We start from the raw sequence: 15,911 nt of genomic DNA on the forward strand, positions 1-15,911 counted from the left end.
GGCAGTCTTTTTTTATTCCGGTGACCTTGTTTGCTGCTTCAGCAGATCTCTGATTTCTTTCAGCAGCTCTTCTTGCGCATCCGCCGCTTCCACCTCAGCCTCTTCTTCCGCTTCTTTCTTGCGCTTCAATTGATTCAAAGTCCGAATCACAATAAAAATAGAGAACGATATGATTAAGAAATTTACAATGGTTTGAATGAAGCTGCCGTATTTGACGACCGCATCACCGAATGTAAAGGACAGCCCCGAAAAATCAAGCCCTCCCAGAAGCAAGCCAACTAAAGGCATAATGATATCATTAACGAGCGATGTGACGATCTTACCAAACGCGCCCCCTATTACAACACCAATCGCAAGGTCAACAATGTTCCCGCGCATGGCAAAGGTCTTAAACTCTTTCCACATACAATCACCTGCTTTTTTTGTTTTGAAAGAAAAAAAGACAAATGTGCCGCTGCCCATCTGTCTCTTTTCACTTACTCGCCGAGGGCAAAAGTCAGTTCAACTTCGCAAACCACTTCGCCGTCAACTTTGGCAACGCCTTTTCCGCGCCCGATTGTGCCTCTCGCACGAGTGATTTCCACCTCAAGGTGAAGCTGGTCACCAGGTTTCACTTGTTTTTTAAACCGGCAATTGTCAATGCCTGCAAAAAACGCCAATCTGCCGCGGTTTTCTTCTTTAATCAGCATCGCAACAGCCCCGACTTGAGCAAGCGCTTCTACAATTAATACGCCGGGCATTACCGGATACTGTGGAAAATGTCCGTTAAAGAACTCTTCATTAGCAGTTACATTTTTATAGCCTTTTGCCCGTTTGCCCTCTTCAACTTCCGTAATCCGGTCTACGAGCAAAAACGGATAGCGGTGAGGAATAATTTCTTTAATTTGCTGAGTATCAAGCATTCTCTTGACATCTCCTTCATCTGCGTTAGTATGTATAGCAATCATTTATGATCTAATCTGTACATTTGAAAAGTATATTATGAATTAACCTCTTTTTCAACCGGCGCCCAAAGTGTAACCAACTGTCAATGAGAGCCGTCAAAAGTTGTGATATGATAATTATAGATTTTACCATTAGCAAAGAGGTAGGAAAATGATTTCGAAGTTGATTGAAAAAAGAATTCAAAAAATGTTAGACGAGTGGTATACCGCTATTGGCAAACGTAAAATGGATGACGCAGCAGCACTTAAAGAGAAAATCGATCAGCACCTTCCGAAACTTAAAAAGAACACAAAACTTTGGATGCGTTATCAATTGTTCTTCGCACGCCACCAGCTCCTTTTTGAAAACCAGGACGGGATGGATTCATTATTCCATGAGTTATATGAACAGGAAGACAAAATGGATGATGAATTGAAATATTATCTGCATTTTTTCTCAGGATTATATGAAATGGTCAAAACCGCTCCGAAGCATGCGGTGAATGGTTTTAAAAAAGCTGAGCAGTACCTGCACGCGATTCAAAACGCATTTGAAGCCGCTGACTTTTATTATCAAACTGCCGGCGCCTATTACTTGATGAAATCACCGCCGCTTTCCATCCAATATGTTGAAAAAGCATTAAATATCTACTTGCATCAATTCGGCTATGTCAAAAAGGTGATCAGCTGCAAACTGCTCCTCGCTGTAAACTATATTGATCAAGAGCGCTATGATGAGGCTGAACAGCTTTTCAAAGAAATCATCAGGAAAACCCAGCAGGTAAATGACGATAATCTGCTGTGCCACGCTTATTATAATTTGGGCTTTTTAAAAGCAACCGAAAAGAAGGACCATGAAGCGCTTCTCTACTTTAAAAAGGTATTGAAGAATCATGAATTTGAAACCAATTCTCCAGTATCCTATCTGCACTGTGTGTATGAATCCGTCAGAGCTCTTTTTAAAACAGAAAAGATCTCAGAAGGAAAAGCGGTTTTGCAAAAAGGGAAAGAATTATCTGAAAAGGTAAACATTCAAACAATTCAATTGAAACTAAAAACACTTGAAGCGCTCTATACGTCTGCTGAAGATCCTTATGATACCTTGCTTGAATATGTGCTTGAATTAGAAAAAATCGAAGCTTGGGTGGATTTAGAGGTGCTTTTGGAGGACATCACGGAATACTACAAAAAAAAGGACGATTTCGAAAAAGCCGCCTTTTTTATTATGCGCGGCTGATTGAAAACGCCCATCTTTCGATTATCTGACAGAATTAATCAAACCGAGCATCTGATCACCCATTGTGATCGTTCTGCTGTTCAGCTGATAAGAACGCTGAGACGCAATCAAATCTGTCATTTGCTTAGAAATATCCACATTTGACATCTCAAGTGCACCCTGCTGCATGCCGATGTTTTGTCTGTTTGCGCCATTCAGCTCTTCAAAGGCTGCCGCATTATCAATGGAGAAAAGATTATTTCCTTCGGATTTCAGCTCTTGAGGATTGTTCACTTGGACAACACCGAGATTAAACCGCTGCACCGTATTCCCGTTAGATGCGGTTAAGGTCCCGTTTTCATTGATCGTGATTTTTTTCATTGAGCTGTCTATGTTTACTGCATTGCCGTTTTCATCAAGCACGGGATGACCGTTGCCTGTCACGAGCTGAAGCTGGTTGGCATTATCAGCGGAAGGCGATAAATAAAGCGCTCCGTCCCTCGTATATTGGCGATTGCCATTCACGTTAACCTGGAGGTATTGGTAAGGAGACGTAAAAGCGATATCCAGATCGCGCTCCGTCTTCTTAATGCTTCCTTGATCGGATACGAGCCGTGAATTCATCATCGCTCCGACGCCAAGGCGCAAGCCGGGCGGCGTTTTTCGGGATTGTGCCACTTCTTCATTTTTTTCATCAACCTGATCGAATTGCTGTCTGACGAGCTCAGAGAAATTCGTATCCTTAGCCTTATAGCCGGTTGTGTTGCTGTTGGAAAGGTTGCTGCTGATTGTATCAATCTGCTGCTGCAGCTGGTTTAAGGTTGTTGATGCCGTTAGCATTGACCTGAGCATAGTTGATGTCCCCCGTTTTTTCTTCCGTTATCTTATATTTTTCCGATTTCATTGGCTGCTTTGTCCATACTTTTGTCATACGCCTGAATGACCTTCTGGTTTGCTTCAAACGATCTGTACGCTTCAGTCATTTCTGTATAGGCGCTCGTCACATCAACATTCGAAAGCTCGGAAACGCCTTGTTTTAATGAATAGGATACTTGGTTATTGCCAGCCGCACTCGGCAGGTCATTTCCGTCAGCCGTGCTGTACAAATCATTGCCATCTTTTTTTAGATTTCTGACGTCCTCTGCCATTCTGACATCAATTTGTCCGGCTGTCCGTCCGTTCGCAGTAACAGTACCGTTTTCAGACACAGTGAAATTTTCATTATCGACCGTAATCGGCTGGCCTGTCGTGGATAAAATGGTATTTCCGTTGATTGTCAGCTGATTGTTCTCATTTAAAGAAAACGTGCTGCTTTTGGAATAACGGACCCCATTCGCCGTTTGAACCGGATAAAAAAGGGCCGCATTTTCATTTGTTTCTGCATTTACCGGAACTTGATTTTCAATCAATGTGATGTCTGTAGGCTGATCCGTCGACTTAAGGCTTCCCTGTGTGAAAAGAGGCTTAAGCTCCTGCATATACACACCGGTGTTAACGGAACCGATTTCTGTTTTCGATGTGCCGGCCGGAGATTTTGCTTCAATTCTGCTGAGAAGCATCTCAGGGAACGCACGCATCGAGCCTTGTTCTGCTTTATATCCGGATGTATTTGCGTTTGCGATATTATTTGAAAGCATTTCCGTTCTGCGCTGCTGGGCAATCATTGCGGATGTTGCGGTATATAATCCTTTTAACAAGTTTTCCACCTCTAAAATGGCATTTTTTCCAGTTGTCATATAGGGAACATTCGTTCTATAATACAAATAAGTATTTTATCCTATTATCGGCATTTCTCATCAATTCGTGAAGAGTTTTCATAAAAAAACCCCATTCTTTTTCAGAATGAGGTTTGAGTGATCAGCTTAGTTTGCGTTTAGGAAGCTTGTCCATATTATCAAGCATAACACCTGTGCCGACCGCCACACAATCCATTGGATTTTCAGCGACAAGCACCGGAACCTTCAGCTCTTCAGCGAGCAGCTGGTCGAGGCCGTTTAAGAGCGCGCCTCCGCCGGTAATGATAACGCCGCGGTCAATGATATCAGCGGACAGTTCAGGCGGTGTTCTTTCAAGCACTTGTTTCGCTGCCTGCACAATAACAGCTACAGATTCACGAAGGGCTTCTTCTACTTCTTTGCTGTTTACTGTAATTGTTCTTGGAAGACCGGAAACCATGTCCCGTCCGCGAATGGAAATTTCTTCGTGACGTGCGTCTGGGAAAACTGTTGCGACTTTAATCTTAATATCTTCCGCAGTACGTTCGCCGATCAGCAGCTTGTACTCGCGTTTGATGTAATTTAAGATTTCCATGTCAAACTTGTCCCCAGCCATTTTAATAGAAGAGGAGGTGACAATATCGCCCATTGAGATGACTGCGATATCCGTCGTCCCGCCTCCGATGTCTACAACCATGTTACCGCTCGGCTGGAATATTTCCATACCCGCGCCAATAGCGGCAACTTTCGGTTCTTCTTCAAGGTACACATGTTTACCGCCGCTTTTTTCAGCAGCTTCTTTGATTGCTTTTTGCTCAACTGATGTGATATTCGTCGGGCAGCAAATAAGCATGCGCGGTTTTGAAAACAGGCCTTTTACGTTCAGCTTGTTAATAAAATGTTTCAGCATTGCTTCTGTTACTTCAAAGTCAGCAATAACTCCGTCTTTCAGCGGGCGAATCGCAACAATATTCCCAGGTGTACGTCCAACCATTCGTCTTGCCTCTTCGCCAACCGCCAGCACTTTGCCGCTGTTTTTATCAAGTGCAACTACGGAAGGTTCATTCAGAACAATTCCTTTACCTTTAACATGGATCAGTACATTTGCAGTACCGAGGTCAATACCAATATCCCTTGCAAACATCTATTTATATCCTCCTTGAAAATCTGTTTCACAGTAAATATCCACATTGTGCCCTAATTATATATATTATCATAAAATATAGAAAAAAAGTTGGAAGCACATTAAGTTCTTTACAAATTTTTGCGGATGATCTACAAACGATTTCCGGAAGACAATGCAGTTGATTTGTCCTAAGTGATTATGGCTGGCGAACGGGCTCTCCTTCAAGAATTTCATCCTTTTTATACTTGAGTTTTGTTGCTTCTCCTCCTCTTAAATGCCTGATGGATTTATGATAATCGAGTATTTCTTTCACTTCGTTTGCCAAGTCAGGATTGATTTCAGGCAGACGCTCTGTTAAATCCTTGTGTACTGTACTTTTGGAAACACCAAATTCCTTCGCAATGACACGAACGGTTTTCTTTGTCTCCACGATGTACTTTCCTATCTTGATTGTTCGCTCTTTGATGTAATCGTGCACACCACTCGACCTCCCTAAAATGGATGTGAGAAGTGTGAAATGAGATCCGTATTCTGTAAAGAGTCATTCATTATGCAGCTTCTTTGTTGTATGGTTTTAAAAGTAAGTTTGTGAAATATGCCCACGATCCCTCACCTCAAACACTCTCTTTGTTAGGTTTGTAACAGTGTATTAGCATTCTTGTGGGAATATGCTAAAAACTCAATAAGGACAAGGGGTGAAACGAACTTTTCAACTTCCGCTAATTATTTCGCGTCACTAAATTTATATCTTTACATCCTTTCATCGCTCCTGTAAAATGAAAAAAGCAATTAGTTACTTAGGTAAGTTTTTTTAGAAGGAGACCGAAATGACCTACGTCAACAGACACCTCATTCATCAAATCAACCAAAGCGCCCGCCTGATTGCCAAAAAAGCCAATGAACAGCTGGAGCCATTCGGCCTTTACTCATCTCAATGGTCAATTTTATATTGTTTGCGTACGATCGGACCAATGACTCAAAAGGAGATTTGGTCCTATTTAAATGTGGAAGCGCCAACCGTGACCCGGACGATCAAACGCCTTGAAGAAAACGGATGGGTACAGAGACGGCAAGGTGAAGACAAACGGGAAAAACTCGTTGTCCTCACAAAAGAAGCAGAGAAAAAATACGAAGAAATCAATCTGAAAATGCTTAAATTTGAGGAAGAACTGCTTGCAGATTTCCGTGATGAAGATAAAGAAGCGTTTTCTCATTTATTTCGTTTGTTTTTACAACAATGAATTAAGGAAGTGACATACATTTGAAAAAGTCTGAACCGATTTGGACCAAAGATTTTATTATGGTCGTTCTCGTGAACTTGTTTGTTTTTGTGTTCTTTTATACATTTTTAACTGTTCTGCCTATCTATATGATGCAGGAGCTGGGAGGTACTGAATCTCAGGGAGGGCTGTTGATCAGTCTGTTCCTGTTATCCGCCATTTTCACACGTCCTTTTTCAGGAGCTATTATAGAACGGTTTGGGAAAAAGAGAATGGCGATTGTATCGATGGCGATTTTTGCCCTTTCGTCTTTTCTTTACCTGCCAATCCATAACTTCTATCTGCTGCTTGGATTGCGGTTCTTCCAAGGAATCTGGTTCAGTATTTTAACCACTGTAACCGGCGCGATCGCAGCGGATATCATTCCAGTTAAACGCCGCGGCGAAGGGCTTGGATACTTTGCCATGTCTATGAACCTCGCAATGGCTATCGGTCCGTTTCTCGGATTGAGCCTGGTGAAAATTGTGCCTTTCTCTGTCTTCTTTACAATTTTTGCAGTGTTTATGATTGTCGGGCTGTTTGTTACATTACTCATTAAAGTGCCAAACAGCATCAGCAGCGGAACGACTGTATTCCGCTTCTCTCTGTCGGATATGTTTGAAAAAGGCGCGCTTAAGATTGCGATTGTAGGGTTGTTTATATCATTCTGTTATTCAACAGTTACGGCATTTTTGTCCGTTTTTGCTAAGTCTATTGATCTATTAAATGTCAGCGGCTACTTCTTTGTATGCTTTGCCGTTACGATGATGGTCGCGCGTCCGTTTACAGGCAAACTGTTCGACAAAGTCGGACCGGGGATTGTGATTTACCCTTCAATCCTGATTTTCTCTGTCGGACTTTGCATGCTTGCCTTTACGCACAGCAGCTGGATGCTGCTATTTTCCGGAGCGGTGATCGGGCTCGGATACGGCTCAATCGTGCCGTGCATGCAAACGCTGGCGATACAAAATTCACCGGCACACCGTTCAGGATTTGCGACAGCGACGTTCTTTACGTTCTTTGACAGCGGAATTGCCGCTGGATCGTATGTGTTCGGATTATTCGTTGCTTCCGCAGGCTTCTCATCTATTTACTTAACAGCGGGTCTATTTGTTCTGATTTCTCTTCTCCTCTATGCATGGAGCCAGAAAAAAACGGCTGTCGCCGAACCTGAAGGAAAAGTGTCGATTGCAGAATAGCTTGTCAGACTGCCGGAGTTAGCCGGCAGTCTTTTTTTGCATAAAAAAACGGCATTCTGCTCCGTTGAACGGAATAGAATGCCGCTTCTTTCATGGTTCAATAATCGGACGCGCAGGTGAATCCGGATCTAATGTAAAATCAAAAGACTCTTCGTCACGATACATCGGATCTGCATAAATAGAACCGACATCATTTTTCGTTGCTTTTTGATAAGATGAAAACGAGTCGTATTCAGTCTTTTTCCACATCCATAAGCCGTCCTTACCTGCTTCCTTATGGTAAACGTTATGATTGACTGTATTTCCTTCATTGGTTTTAAATTCGTTGGTAATAAACAGCCTTGAATCACTTGCCGTCATGATGTTCTTTTCTATTACGTTGTTTTTTGTATCGTGCTGCAGCAATAGCTGTCCGCCATACAGCTCTTTTGTATCGTTGCGGAAAATAATGTTGTGAGCAATCACAGAACCGGCGGTGCCGCCACGCTCTTTGTCATATCCGCCGATTGAAATACCCGTGTACGCATTCTGGTACACTTTGTTGTCGGTAATGTTTATATCCTCAGCATATTTTCCTTTGTGCTCAGAGGTTGCTTCAATACCGATATCATTTCTGTAAACCGTGTTTTTCCTTATGTCAATATTGCGTCCTCCGTCGACATATATTCCGCCCGCTGAGTACTCATCTCCATAAGCAGGATTTCCGAAAGTTGAATGATGATAGACAGTATTGTTTTCTACGACGCCGTTTCGAACATAATCGTTTTGATCTGCCGTTCCTTCATATCCGATAAGATCGATGCCAATATTGTTATTATCACGGACCAAATTGCCTGCAACCGTAAAGCCGTCAATGTTTCCGTTCAGCACAACCGCTTCACTCGCTCCGAGTGTCAGCTTTTCAACGGTATTATCCGTAATCTTAATGTCTTTCATGCTTCCTGTCCCATAAACCGCAATTCCGTGGGCATTGCCCTCGTCCGCCGTTGTTTTTATATTCCGAACATGATTATCCTTAATCGTGATATGGCTGCTGGATCCAGTCACATAAATTCCCATGGCGGTTGCTTCTTCAGATGAAACAGAGAGATTCTCAATCGTTAAACCGCTGATTGTGATGTAATGTTTATTGTCTATGCGGATTAACGGCGTTTCATATTCTGCGCTCGTCATCGATTTCCCGGTAATGACTGCTTTCTCGTCCTGATAGTTTCGAAACGTGATAGGCTTTCCATCCGCGCCGCTATGCTTCACATCAAGCGGTTCATCATACGTGCCTTCCCGGATGATTACGGTTGTTCCGGCAATAGCTTCCTTAGCGGCATGCGCAAGTGTACGAAATGGCTTTGTTTTCGTCCCTTCATTTTGATCATTGCCGTCAGGAGAAACATATAAGCAGTTCACTGAGTCTTGTTCATTTGCTGCCGTCTTATCATAGGTTAAAGCGATAATAACAGCAGTTAAAACGGCTGCCGCAGAAATAAAAAATGATATTTTCATATTGGATTCTCATTTCTATTTAGAATGGATTTTCTTATATCATTATAAGTTATCCATTTATGGAAAACCATCTCAAATTTCACCTGCATAAGTTCTTATTCAGCTCGACGCACCTGCCCAGAATCATACTTTCCAATAGTCGATGATATCGGCGGGTGAATCCGCATCAGAGCAATATAGACAAGAAATGATGTCAGCACACCTACAAACCATGAGATGTCATATAAGCCTTTTAATGCGGGGACATACATTCCGATTAATGAGATCAGTGCGCCTAAAAGCGTGGCTGCAAATGCCCGGTAGTTATACCCTTTAAAATACACATACCGTCCGGTTTCGGAATAAAGGTCATCAACCGAAAGCTCCCGCTTGCGAATAATAAAGTAATCAGCCATCATGACGCCCGCCACCGGACCGAGCATGCCGCCGATTAAACCGAGAAACGCATAAACGCTGGTTGCGCTCTCCATGAGTTTCCACGGAACCGTAAATAAAGCGAGCAGGGCTGTAATAAAGCTGCCTCGTTTAAAATTAATATATTTCGGCAAAGCATTCGCAATATCATAAGCCGGAGAGACGATGTTTGCTGCGACATTAACTGATATGGTGGCAATACAGAGTGTAATCACAGATAATACGATGACATAAGGATTATCAAACCTCGCTAAAATATCAACCACGTCCCAAATCGGTTCGCCGAAAGCAACCTGCGAACCGGAGGTCACCGTAATACTGGCAAACGCAAATAATGCGAAGGTTCCCGGCAAGCCGTAAAACTGGCCTTTAATCTGCTCTTTTTGCGTTTCAGCAAACCGTGTAAAATCAGGTATGTTTAAAATTAACGTCGCCCAAATGCCGATAATGCCGGTGACTCCGGCAGCAAACGGCCAAAATGTTTCTGAAAACGTATGAAATTTTCCAGGCTGCGAATAGATGGGCCCGAGTCCTCCGGCTATATCGACCGCCCACCATACCATGCCGCCAAACACCACATATACTAAAGGACCTGCCCATACCTCGAAACGCTTAATTGATTCCATGCCGTGATGCAATACGAGTAAATGCACAGCCCAAAAGAATACGAAAGAGAGGAAACCAGACAAGTGAATGCCCAGAATATTCCACTCCCCGCCAATCTCTCCCCAGCCGGGCCACATATTTAACAGCAAAATATTCAGCGCCGTGCTTCCGGCAAAGGTTTGAATGCCAAGCCACATAATGGCTGTAAAAGCCCTCAGAAGCGCCGGAATGTTTGCGCCGTAAATTCCATATGAAGCCCGGATAATCACAGGAAACGGCAGCCCGTATTTTGTCCCTGCATGCCCGTTTAAGGCGAGTGCGCCAAACAAAATAAGCGAGGCCGTAATAATGATCGCCATCACCTGCCACGGTGAAAGCCCGATTGCAATTAATCCGCCCACTGTCGCGTAGGTCGGTATATTATGTATGCACCCCATCCAAATCGAGGCAAAGTTTATTGCTTTCCAAGTGCGTTTTTCCTGCCCTAAAGGCAGCAGATCCTCATTGCTCAGCCTGTTTGATTGCTGCTGACTCTCTTTTAACTCCATAGCCGGCTCCCCTTTCAGCATTGTCTATCTTCCGTTATATGTATTGTTTTCTAACATGATATGTTACGTAATATAACTGAAAAGTCAGATAAATACATTGGCTATGATACACAATCCTTTTATTCATTTTTGAGCATCCTAAACAAGAAAAAGAGACAGACTCGCATATCTGTCTCTTTTCTCATGTTCTTGTTTTCATTAAGGCGGTGAATCTCAAAGCCATAAAGAGACTCAATGCGCCTACAGCAATAAGGATCATTCCCATGATATCAAAATGAGCCGCTGTAATCTCTTTACCGAACAGAAGGCCCAGAATCACGGAGGATAAAATTGAGCCGAGGTAACGGCAGGTTTGGAACAGGCCCGAGGTGGTTCCCACCATGTCTGAAGGGCTCGTTTTCAGCATCGCCGCCTGAAGCGCCACGTTTCCAAGTCCGTAACCGATGCCGAGAAGCGACAGGATCAAGCCTTTCCCGATGACCGGAACGCTGATAAAAAAGACCGTTAAGAGTACAGCGCCAGCCGTCATCAGAAGCGCCCCCGCCAAAATCGGCTTGATGACTCCCGATCGGTCAATCCACTTGCCTGTAATGGGCGATACAGCGATGCTCATTCCTGACATGAACAGCATAAACAGACCGCTCGTTTGGACAGAAAGATGCATTTCATCCTGAAAATAACTCGGCAGGCCGAAAAATAAACAGTAGAAGAATACATTGAGTAAAATAAACTGAACGTATACCGCTGACAGGCTTCGCTGCGTTTTAAACAAACGGACATCAATAAACGGCTTCTCCGTTTTCAGCTCACGCCAGATAAATGCGACAAGCAGAATGACACCAATCACACCTTCTGACGCATGCGGGGATGTGCTGAATGAAAGCAAAAAGGACAGGAGCAAAATGATCCCGCCGGCAAACAAAAGGATTCCCGGAACATCTAGCTGCCGGATAACCGCTCTGATCCCCACCCCTTTTTTCTGATCCTTCGGGAACATATACATCCCGAATAGGAAGCTGAGGATAATAAACGGCAGATTGACGATAAAAATCGCCGGCCAGCCGCCCCAGACAATCAAAAAGCCGCCGACTGTCGGCCCCAGCGCCGTCATTGCAGATGCAAATATGGACAGCACCGCCATGGCTGAAGCCTGGCGCTCATGTATGTGATTTCGTATCAGCCCGACTCCCGACGGATAAATCGCACTGCTCCCCACCGATTGAAACAGCCGCATGACCAGTAATGTCATAAAGGTTGGCGCAAGCGGCGCCCCGATGGCGGAAACCGCCACAAGAATAAGCCCATATAAAAACAACCTTTTCCGCCCAATCAAATCGCCAAGCTTTCCCGTCACAGGCTGGGCCACAGCACTCGCCAAATAGAAAGAGGAGATCAGCCAGGAAACCGTCGTAAACGACAGGCGAAACTCATGCTGGATGCTGTGGAGCGCCAGAGAAATCATAGACGAGTTCAGCGGATTCAGCATCGTTCCTGAAGCTACCGCCGTTAAAAAGACAGCACGGCTCTTTTTTGATATTTTCATTTCACTTGAGATAAAAATTCTTCTGTTGTCCGCGATTTACCGATTCTCGGAAAAATAAAGCGCAGTGTGGCTTCATGCTCATCCTCACTGAACGTGGACATCGCGTCGGTAATAAAAATCTGCTGATAGCCAAGCTGAAAGGCCTCGCGAGCCGTACTTTCCACTCCGATATTTGTGGCAATGCCGCACAGTACAATCGTATCAATGCCGCGGCGTCTCAGCTGCAAATCTAAGTCCGTGCCGAAAAATGCGCCCCACTGGCGTTTGGTCACTATGTAATCTCCGTCCTGCACACCGATTTCCGGAACAAATTCCGCCCAATCCGCCGGCATTTCACCTGAACCTTCCTGCGCCTGTTCATCCGTTTCCGGCTTTAGCGCATCTACTCCGTCATGGAAGGCTACATTCACAAAGCTGATAAAGCCGTTATGCTTTCGGAATTCGTCAACAAGTTTTTTCGCATTCGGAACAACCTGTCCGCTTTTGTCTATTGGCACAATTCCTTTTTGCAGATCAATGATAACCAATGCTGTGTTTTGAAAAACAATGGTAAGTGTGTTCATTTTGCGTTTCCTCCTGATGCTGGTTAGTGTTTCTCACATCCCATATTTTACTCTCACTTCACATGAATTCTTGCATGACGCTTGTGAAGTTCTCAGGAGAAGCGCTTATCTCACGATTTTTCTTTTATATAAAAATAAAAGGTGGTGCATACAAACATACCGGCAAGCACTGCGATCATAAAAGGTGTCATAGCTTCATCACCTGCCTGCCGTTAATCGGCTGCTGATTAAACATGCCCATAAATTTGCGGCGGTCAATCCAAAGCAGAATCAAACACATGATCATTAATATCGTACTGAGATCCTGCACGCCAATACCAAAACAATAGTTAATCATGACGATGTTCACAATAATCGGCATAAATACAACGGCACCTAACGCAGATGTTCTTGGAATCAACAGCAAAACTGCAGCAATGATTTCTCCAAAGCCTATAAATACTTCATAGACATGAGAATAACCAAAAAATGTCCACGCAATTGTAAATCCCTTTCCCTTTCCCACCGCAGCTGCAATTTCAGGTGTTGCTCCCCCAAACTGCCCCATGACCACTTTCGCCAGGCCGTACACAACAAAATTAAAGGCCAAAAACAACCGGAATGTCGCCGGAATGGACTTTCTTAACGCTCTCAGCAGCCTGCTGCCTTTATTCATATCGCATCCCCCTTAATGTATTATATCAACTAGTACACTTAATACACTATATATAATTCTATTTATTGTCAATTCCCTTTTTTCTCATAAAAACAGAATTATTTTATAGACATAAAGTCTTGTATGGCAAATAGCGTTTTTTCTTTCTTCGCCCGCATCGATAACACACACTAAAAAACATGTTAGGAAATCTCACATGAAAATGTTTTATCATTCTTTTTTCTCTATAATGAAGAAATATAATAATTGCTTTTATTCTGAAAGATACGGAGGAATGAGACATGCAAATGGGCGATACAGTATTTATGTTCTTTTGCGCTTTACTCGTGTGGCTGATGACCCCGGGGTTAGCGTTATTTTATGGAGGAATGGTAAAAAGCAAAAATGTGCTGAGTACAGCAATGCACAGTTTCTCTTCCATCGCCATCGTTTCCATCGTTTGGGTGCTGTTCGGATATACACTTGCCTTCGCACCAGGCAATTCAATCATTGGCGGACTGGAGTGGGCAGGTCTGAAGGGGGTCGGATTTGATCCGGGTGATTACAGCGACACGATTCCCCATTCATTATTTATGATGTTCCAAATGACGTTCGCGGTTCTGACAACTGCTATCATTTCCGGGGCTTTCGCAGAGCGGATGCGATTCGGCGCTTTTCTTTTATTCTCGGTTTTATGGGTTTCATTGGTTTACACGCCGGTTGCTCACTGGGTATGGGGCGGAGGCTGGATCGGCCAGCTTGGCGCACTTGATTTCGCGGGCGGAAACGTTGTTCATATTTCTTCCGGGGTGGCCGGCCTTGTTCTGGCTATCGTGCTCGGCAAACGGAAAGACGGCACAGCGTCTTCTCCGCATAACCTCATTTACACCTTCTTGGGAGGCGCCCTGATTTGGTTCGGCTGGTTCGGTTTTAACGTCGGCAGCGCCCTGACATTAAACGATGTGGCCATGTACGCCTTTATTAATACAAACACAGCAGCTGCAGCGGGGATTGCCGGCTGGATATTGGTTGAATGGATCATCAACAAAAAACCGACGATGCTCGGCGCGGTATCAGGAGCGATCGCAGGACTTGTGGCCATTACGCCGGCGGCCGGGTTTGTCACACCGTTTTCTTCTATTATCATTGGCATCATTGGCGGAGCGGTTTGTTTCTGGGGTGTCTTCTCGCTGAAACAGAAATTCGGATATGATGACGCACTTGACGCCTTTGGCCTGCACGGCATCGGCGGCACATGGGGCGGCATCGCGACAGGATTGTTCGCAACAACTTCAGTCAACTCCGCTGGTGCAGATGGTTTATTCTACGGGGATGCAAGTTTAATCTGGAAACAAATTGTAGCGATCGCCGCAACTTATGTTTTTGTATTTATTGTCACATTCGTTATTATTAAAATTGTAGGCCTCTTCCTTCCCCTACGCGCAACCGAAGAAGAAGAATCACTCGGGCTTGATTTAACAATGCACGGGGAAAAAGCATATCAAGATTCTATGTGAGGAGTGACGCTATGAGCGGTCAAATGTTCAAGGTAGAAATTGTAACGCGTCCGGCAAATTTTGAAAAGCTGAAGCAGGAACTCGGAAAAATCGGAGTCACCTCTCTGACCTTCTCCAATGTTCACGGCTGCGGGCTTCAAAAAGCACATACGGAGCTTTATCGAGGGGTAAAAATAGAAAGCAATGTATATGAACGGTTAAAAATCGAAATTGTGGTCAGCAAGGTTCCTGTTGATCAAGTAACTGAGACCGCTAAGCGGGTTCTGAAAACGGGATCACCGGGTGACGGTAAAATCTTTGTCTATGAAATCGGCAATACGATTAATATCCGCACCGGCGAAGAAGGACCTGAAGCGCTGTAATATCGTTAAGAGATTCGGACACTCCGGATCTCTTTTTTTGCGAACAGAAAAAACCCCCAGAAACCGTGGTACCCATTCGAATCCTCTTCAAGCACCATGATTTCAGACAATCTCTATTTTTATTTGAAACTTTTTCTGAGTAAGATGAGTCTACTTAATATAAAAATGTAAAAGGTGATTATTTGAATTACGAAATATTTAAAGCTATCCATGGATTATCTCATCACAATTCTGTTCTCGATTCCATTATGGTTTTCATAACGGAATACGCGATCGTTGCCTATGCGCTTATCTTATTGGTGATGTGGCTGTTCGGGAACACACAAAGCAGAAAGAACGTGCTTTACGCAGGAATTACAGGAATTGCGGGTCTTGTGATTAATTTCTTGATTACACAAGTTTATGTTGAACCACGCCCTTTCGTCGCTCACACAGTGCATACGCTGATTCCGCACGATGCGGATGCTTCTTTTCCGAGTGACCACACAACGGGAGCGCTAGCTATTTCGATTGCAATGCTTTTCAGAAACCGTAAAATCGGCTGGCCGCTCGTCATCTTCGGGCTTTTGACCGGTTTTTCACGAATTTGGGTGGGACATCACTATCCTGTAGATGTGTTGGGCAGTCTTGTTGTCGCGATCATTATCGGGTTCCTGTTCTTTAGATTTTCAGATCTTCTTCGCCCGTTCGTTGATTTCATCGTTCGAATCTATGAAGCGATTATCAACAAGATTACGAAAAAACCAACCGATCAAAATTTCTAAGCAAAAAAGCCGGCCTCTGAAT

18 protein-coding genes are annotated in these 15,911 nt (G+C 43.9%); 6 read left to right on the plus strand and 12 right to left on the minus strand.

Annotated elements, in window-relative coordinates; all coding sequences use genetic code 11:
* Positions 1–12: 12 nt before the first annotated feature.
* On the minus strand, positions 13–405 hold the full coding sequence (mscL, locus tag NYE43_RS19050; RefSeq protein ID WP_095712865.1) for a large conductance mechanosensitive channel protein MscL: 393 nt from the start codon (positions 403–405) through the stop codon (positions 13–15).
* A gap of 71 nt (positions 406–476) precedes the next feature.
* Complete coding sequence (gene fabZ, locus NYE43_RS19055; protein WP_024123116.1) at positions 477–902, minus strand: 3-hydroxyacyl-ACP dehydratase FabZ; 426 nt, start codon at positions 900–902, stop codon at positions 477–479.
* 193 nt (positions 903–1,095) lie between these two features.
* Between fabZ and NYE43_RS19060 the strand changes: the two genes are divergently transcribed.
* Positions 1,096–2,160 carry a response regulator aspartate phosphatase gene (locus NYE43_RS19060; RefSeq protein ID WP_024123117.1) on the plus strand — a complete coding sequence of 355 codons (1,065 nt, stop codon included), beginning with the start codon at positions 1,096–1,098 and terminating at the stop codon, positions 2,158–2,160.
* Positions 2,161–2,181: 21 nt separating this feature from the next.
* Here NYE43_RS19060 and NYE43_RS19065 read toward each other — a convergent pair whose 3' ends face one another.
* From NYE43_RS19065 to NYE43_RS19085, 5 genes are all read right to left on the minus strand, one after another.
* Positions 2,182–2,991 carry a flagellar hook-basal body protein gene (locus NYE43_RS19065; RefSeq protein WP_024123118.1) on the minus strand — a complete coding sequence of 270 codons (810 nt, stop codon included), beginning with the start codon at positions 2,989–2,991 and terminating at the stop codon, positions 2,182–2,184.
* A gap of 32 nt (positions 2,992–3,023) precedes the next feature.
* A complete protein-coding gene (flhO, locus tag NYE43_RS19070) occupies positions 3,024–3,836 on the minus strand; it encodes a flagellar hook-basal body complex protein FlhO (protein WP_024123119.1) in 813 nt (270 codons plus the stop codon).
* Positions 3,837–3,996: 160 nt separating this feature from the next.
* A complete protein-coding gene (gene mbl / locus NYE43_RS19075) occupies positions 3,997–4,998 on the minus strand; it encodes a cell shape-determining protein Mbl (protein ID WP_010332179.1) in 1,002 nt (333 codons plus the stop codon).
* Between the two features lie 178 nt (positions 4,999–5,176).
* A complete protein-coding gene (gene spoIIID, locus NYE43_RS19080; protein ID WP_010332180.1) occupies positions 5,177–5,458 on the minus strand; it encodes a sporulation transcriptional regulator SpoIIID in 282 nt (93 codons plus the stop codon).
* A 14-nt stretch (positions 5,459–5,472) separates the two neighbouring features.
* Positions 5,473–5,583 (minus strand): protein usd, encoded by a 111-nt coding sequence (locus NYE43_RS19085; RefSeq protein ID WP_082687840.1) that lies wholly within the window; start codon positions 5,581–5,583, stop codon positions 5,473–5,475.
* Positions 5,584–5,807: 224 nt separating this feature from the next.
* Between NYE43_RS19085 and NYE43_RS19090 the strand changes: the two genes are divergently transcribed.
* The gene (locus tag NYE43_RS19090) at positions 5,808–6,221 is read left to right on the plus strand and encodes a MarR family winged helix-turn-helix transcriptional regulator (RefSeq protein ID WP_185848518.1); all 414 of its coding nucleotides are present in this window, start codon (positions 5,808–5,810) and stop codon (positions 6,219–6,221) included.
* Between the two features lie 20 nt (positions 6,222–6,241).
* Positions 6,242–7,438: an MFS transporter gene (locus tag NYE43_RS19095; RefSeq protein ID WP_024123121.1), complete on the plus strand. Its 1,197-nt coding sequence runs from the start codon at positions 6,242–6,244 to the stop codon at positions 7,436–7,438.
* Between the two features lie 90 nt (positions 7,439–7,528).
* Here the strand turns inward: NYE43_RS19095 and NYE43_RS19100 are convergent, their stop codons facing one another.
* The 5 genes from NYE43_RS19100 to NYE43_RS19120 all read right to left on the minus strand — a co-directional run bounded on the left by NYE43_RS19100 (position 7,529) and on the right by NYE43_RS19120 (position 13,267).
* Positions 7,529–8,938 carry a right-handed parallel beta-helix repeat-containing protein gene (locus NYE43_RS19100; RefSeq protein WP_341062428.1) on the minus strand — a complete coding sequence of 470 codons (1,410 nt, stop codon included), beginning with the start codon at positions 8,936–8,938 and terminating at the stop codon, positions 7,529–7,531.
* Between the two features lie 95 nt (positions 8,939–9,033).
* Positions 9,034–10,506: an allantoin permease gene (gene pucI / locus NYE43_RS19105; protein ID WP_326323720.1), complete on the minus strand. Its 1,473-nt coding sequence runs from the start codon at positions 10,504–10,506 to the stop codon at positions 9,034–9,036.
* Between the two features lie 181 nt (positions 10,507–10,687).
* Entirely contained in the window at positions 10,688–12,049 is a 1,362-nt protein-coding gene (locus NYE43_RS19110; protein ID WP_101859826.1) for an MFS transporter, read from the minus strand.
* Positions 12,046–12,612, minus strand: a complete 567-nt coding sequence (locus NYE43_RS19115; protein ID WP_101859825.1) for an isochorismatase family protein — start codon at positions 12,610–12,612, stop codon at positions 12,046–12,048. Before NYE43_RS19115 ends, NYE43_RS19110 begins: the two co-directional genes overlap by 4 nt.
* A gap of 187 nt (positions 12,613–12,799) precedes the next feature.
* Positions 12,800–13,267, minus strand: a complete 468-nt coding sequence (locus NYE43_RS19120; RefSeq protein ID WP_341062430.1) for a hypothetical protein — start codon at positions 13,265–13,267, stop codon at positions 12,800–12,802.
* A gap of 281 nt (positions 13,268–13,548) precedes the next feature.
* On the opposite strand from NYE43_RS19120, the gene amtB reads away from it, so the two are divergent.
* From amtB to bcrC, 3 genes are all read left to right on the plus strand, one after another.
* Positions 13,549–14,763: an ammonium transporter AmtB gene (amtB, locus tag NYE43_RS19125; RefSeq protein WP_024123127.1), complete on the plus strand. Its 1,215-nt coding sequence runs from the start codon at positions 13,549–13,551 to the stop codon at positions 14,761–14,763.
* An 11-nt stretch (positions 14,764–14,774) separates the two neighbouring features.
* Positions 14,775–15,125: a P-II family nitrogen regulator gene (locus tag NYE43_RS19130; protein ID WP_010332189.1), complete on the plus strand. Its 351-nt coding sequence runs from the start codon at positions 14,775–14,777 to the stop codon at positions 15,123–15,125.
* Positions 15,126–15,307: 182 nt separating this feature from the next.
* Positions 15,308–15,889, plus strand: coding sequence for an undecaprenyl-diphosphate phosphatase BcrC (gene bcrC, locus NYE43_RS19135; RefSeq protein WP_024123128.1), 582 nt, complete (start codon positions 15,308–15,310; stop codon positions 15,887–15,889).
* The last annotated feature ends 22 nt before the right edge of the window (positions 15,890–15,911 follow it).

The organism is Bacillus sp. FSL R5-0434 (assembly GCF_038004745.1).
Taxonomy (GTDB): Bacteria; Bacillota; Bacilli; order Bacillales; family Bacillaceae; genus Bacillus; species Bacillus halotolerans.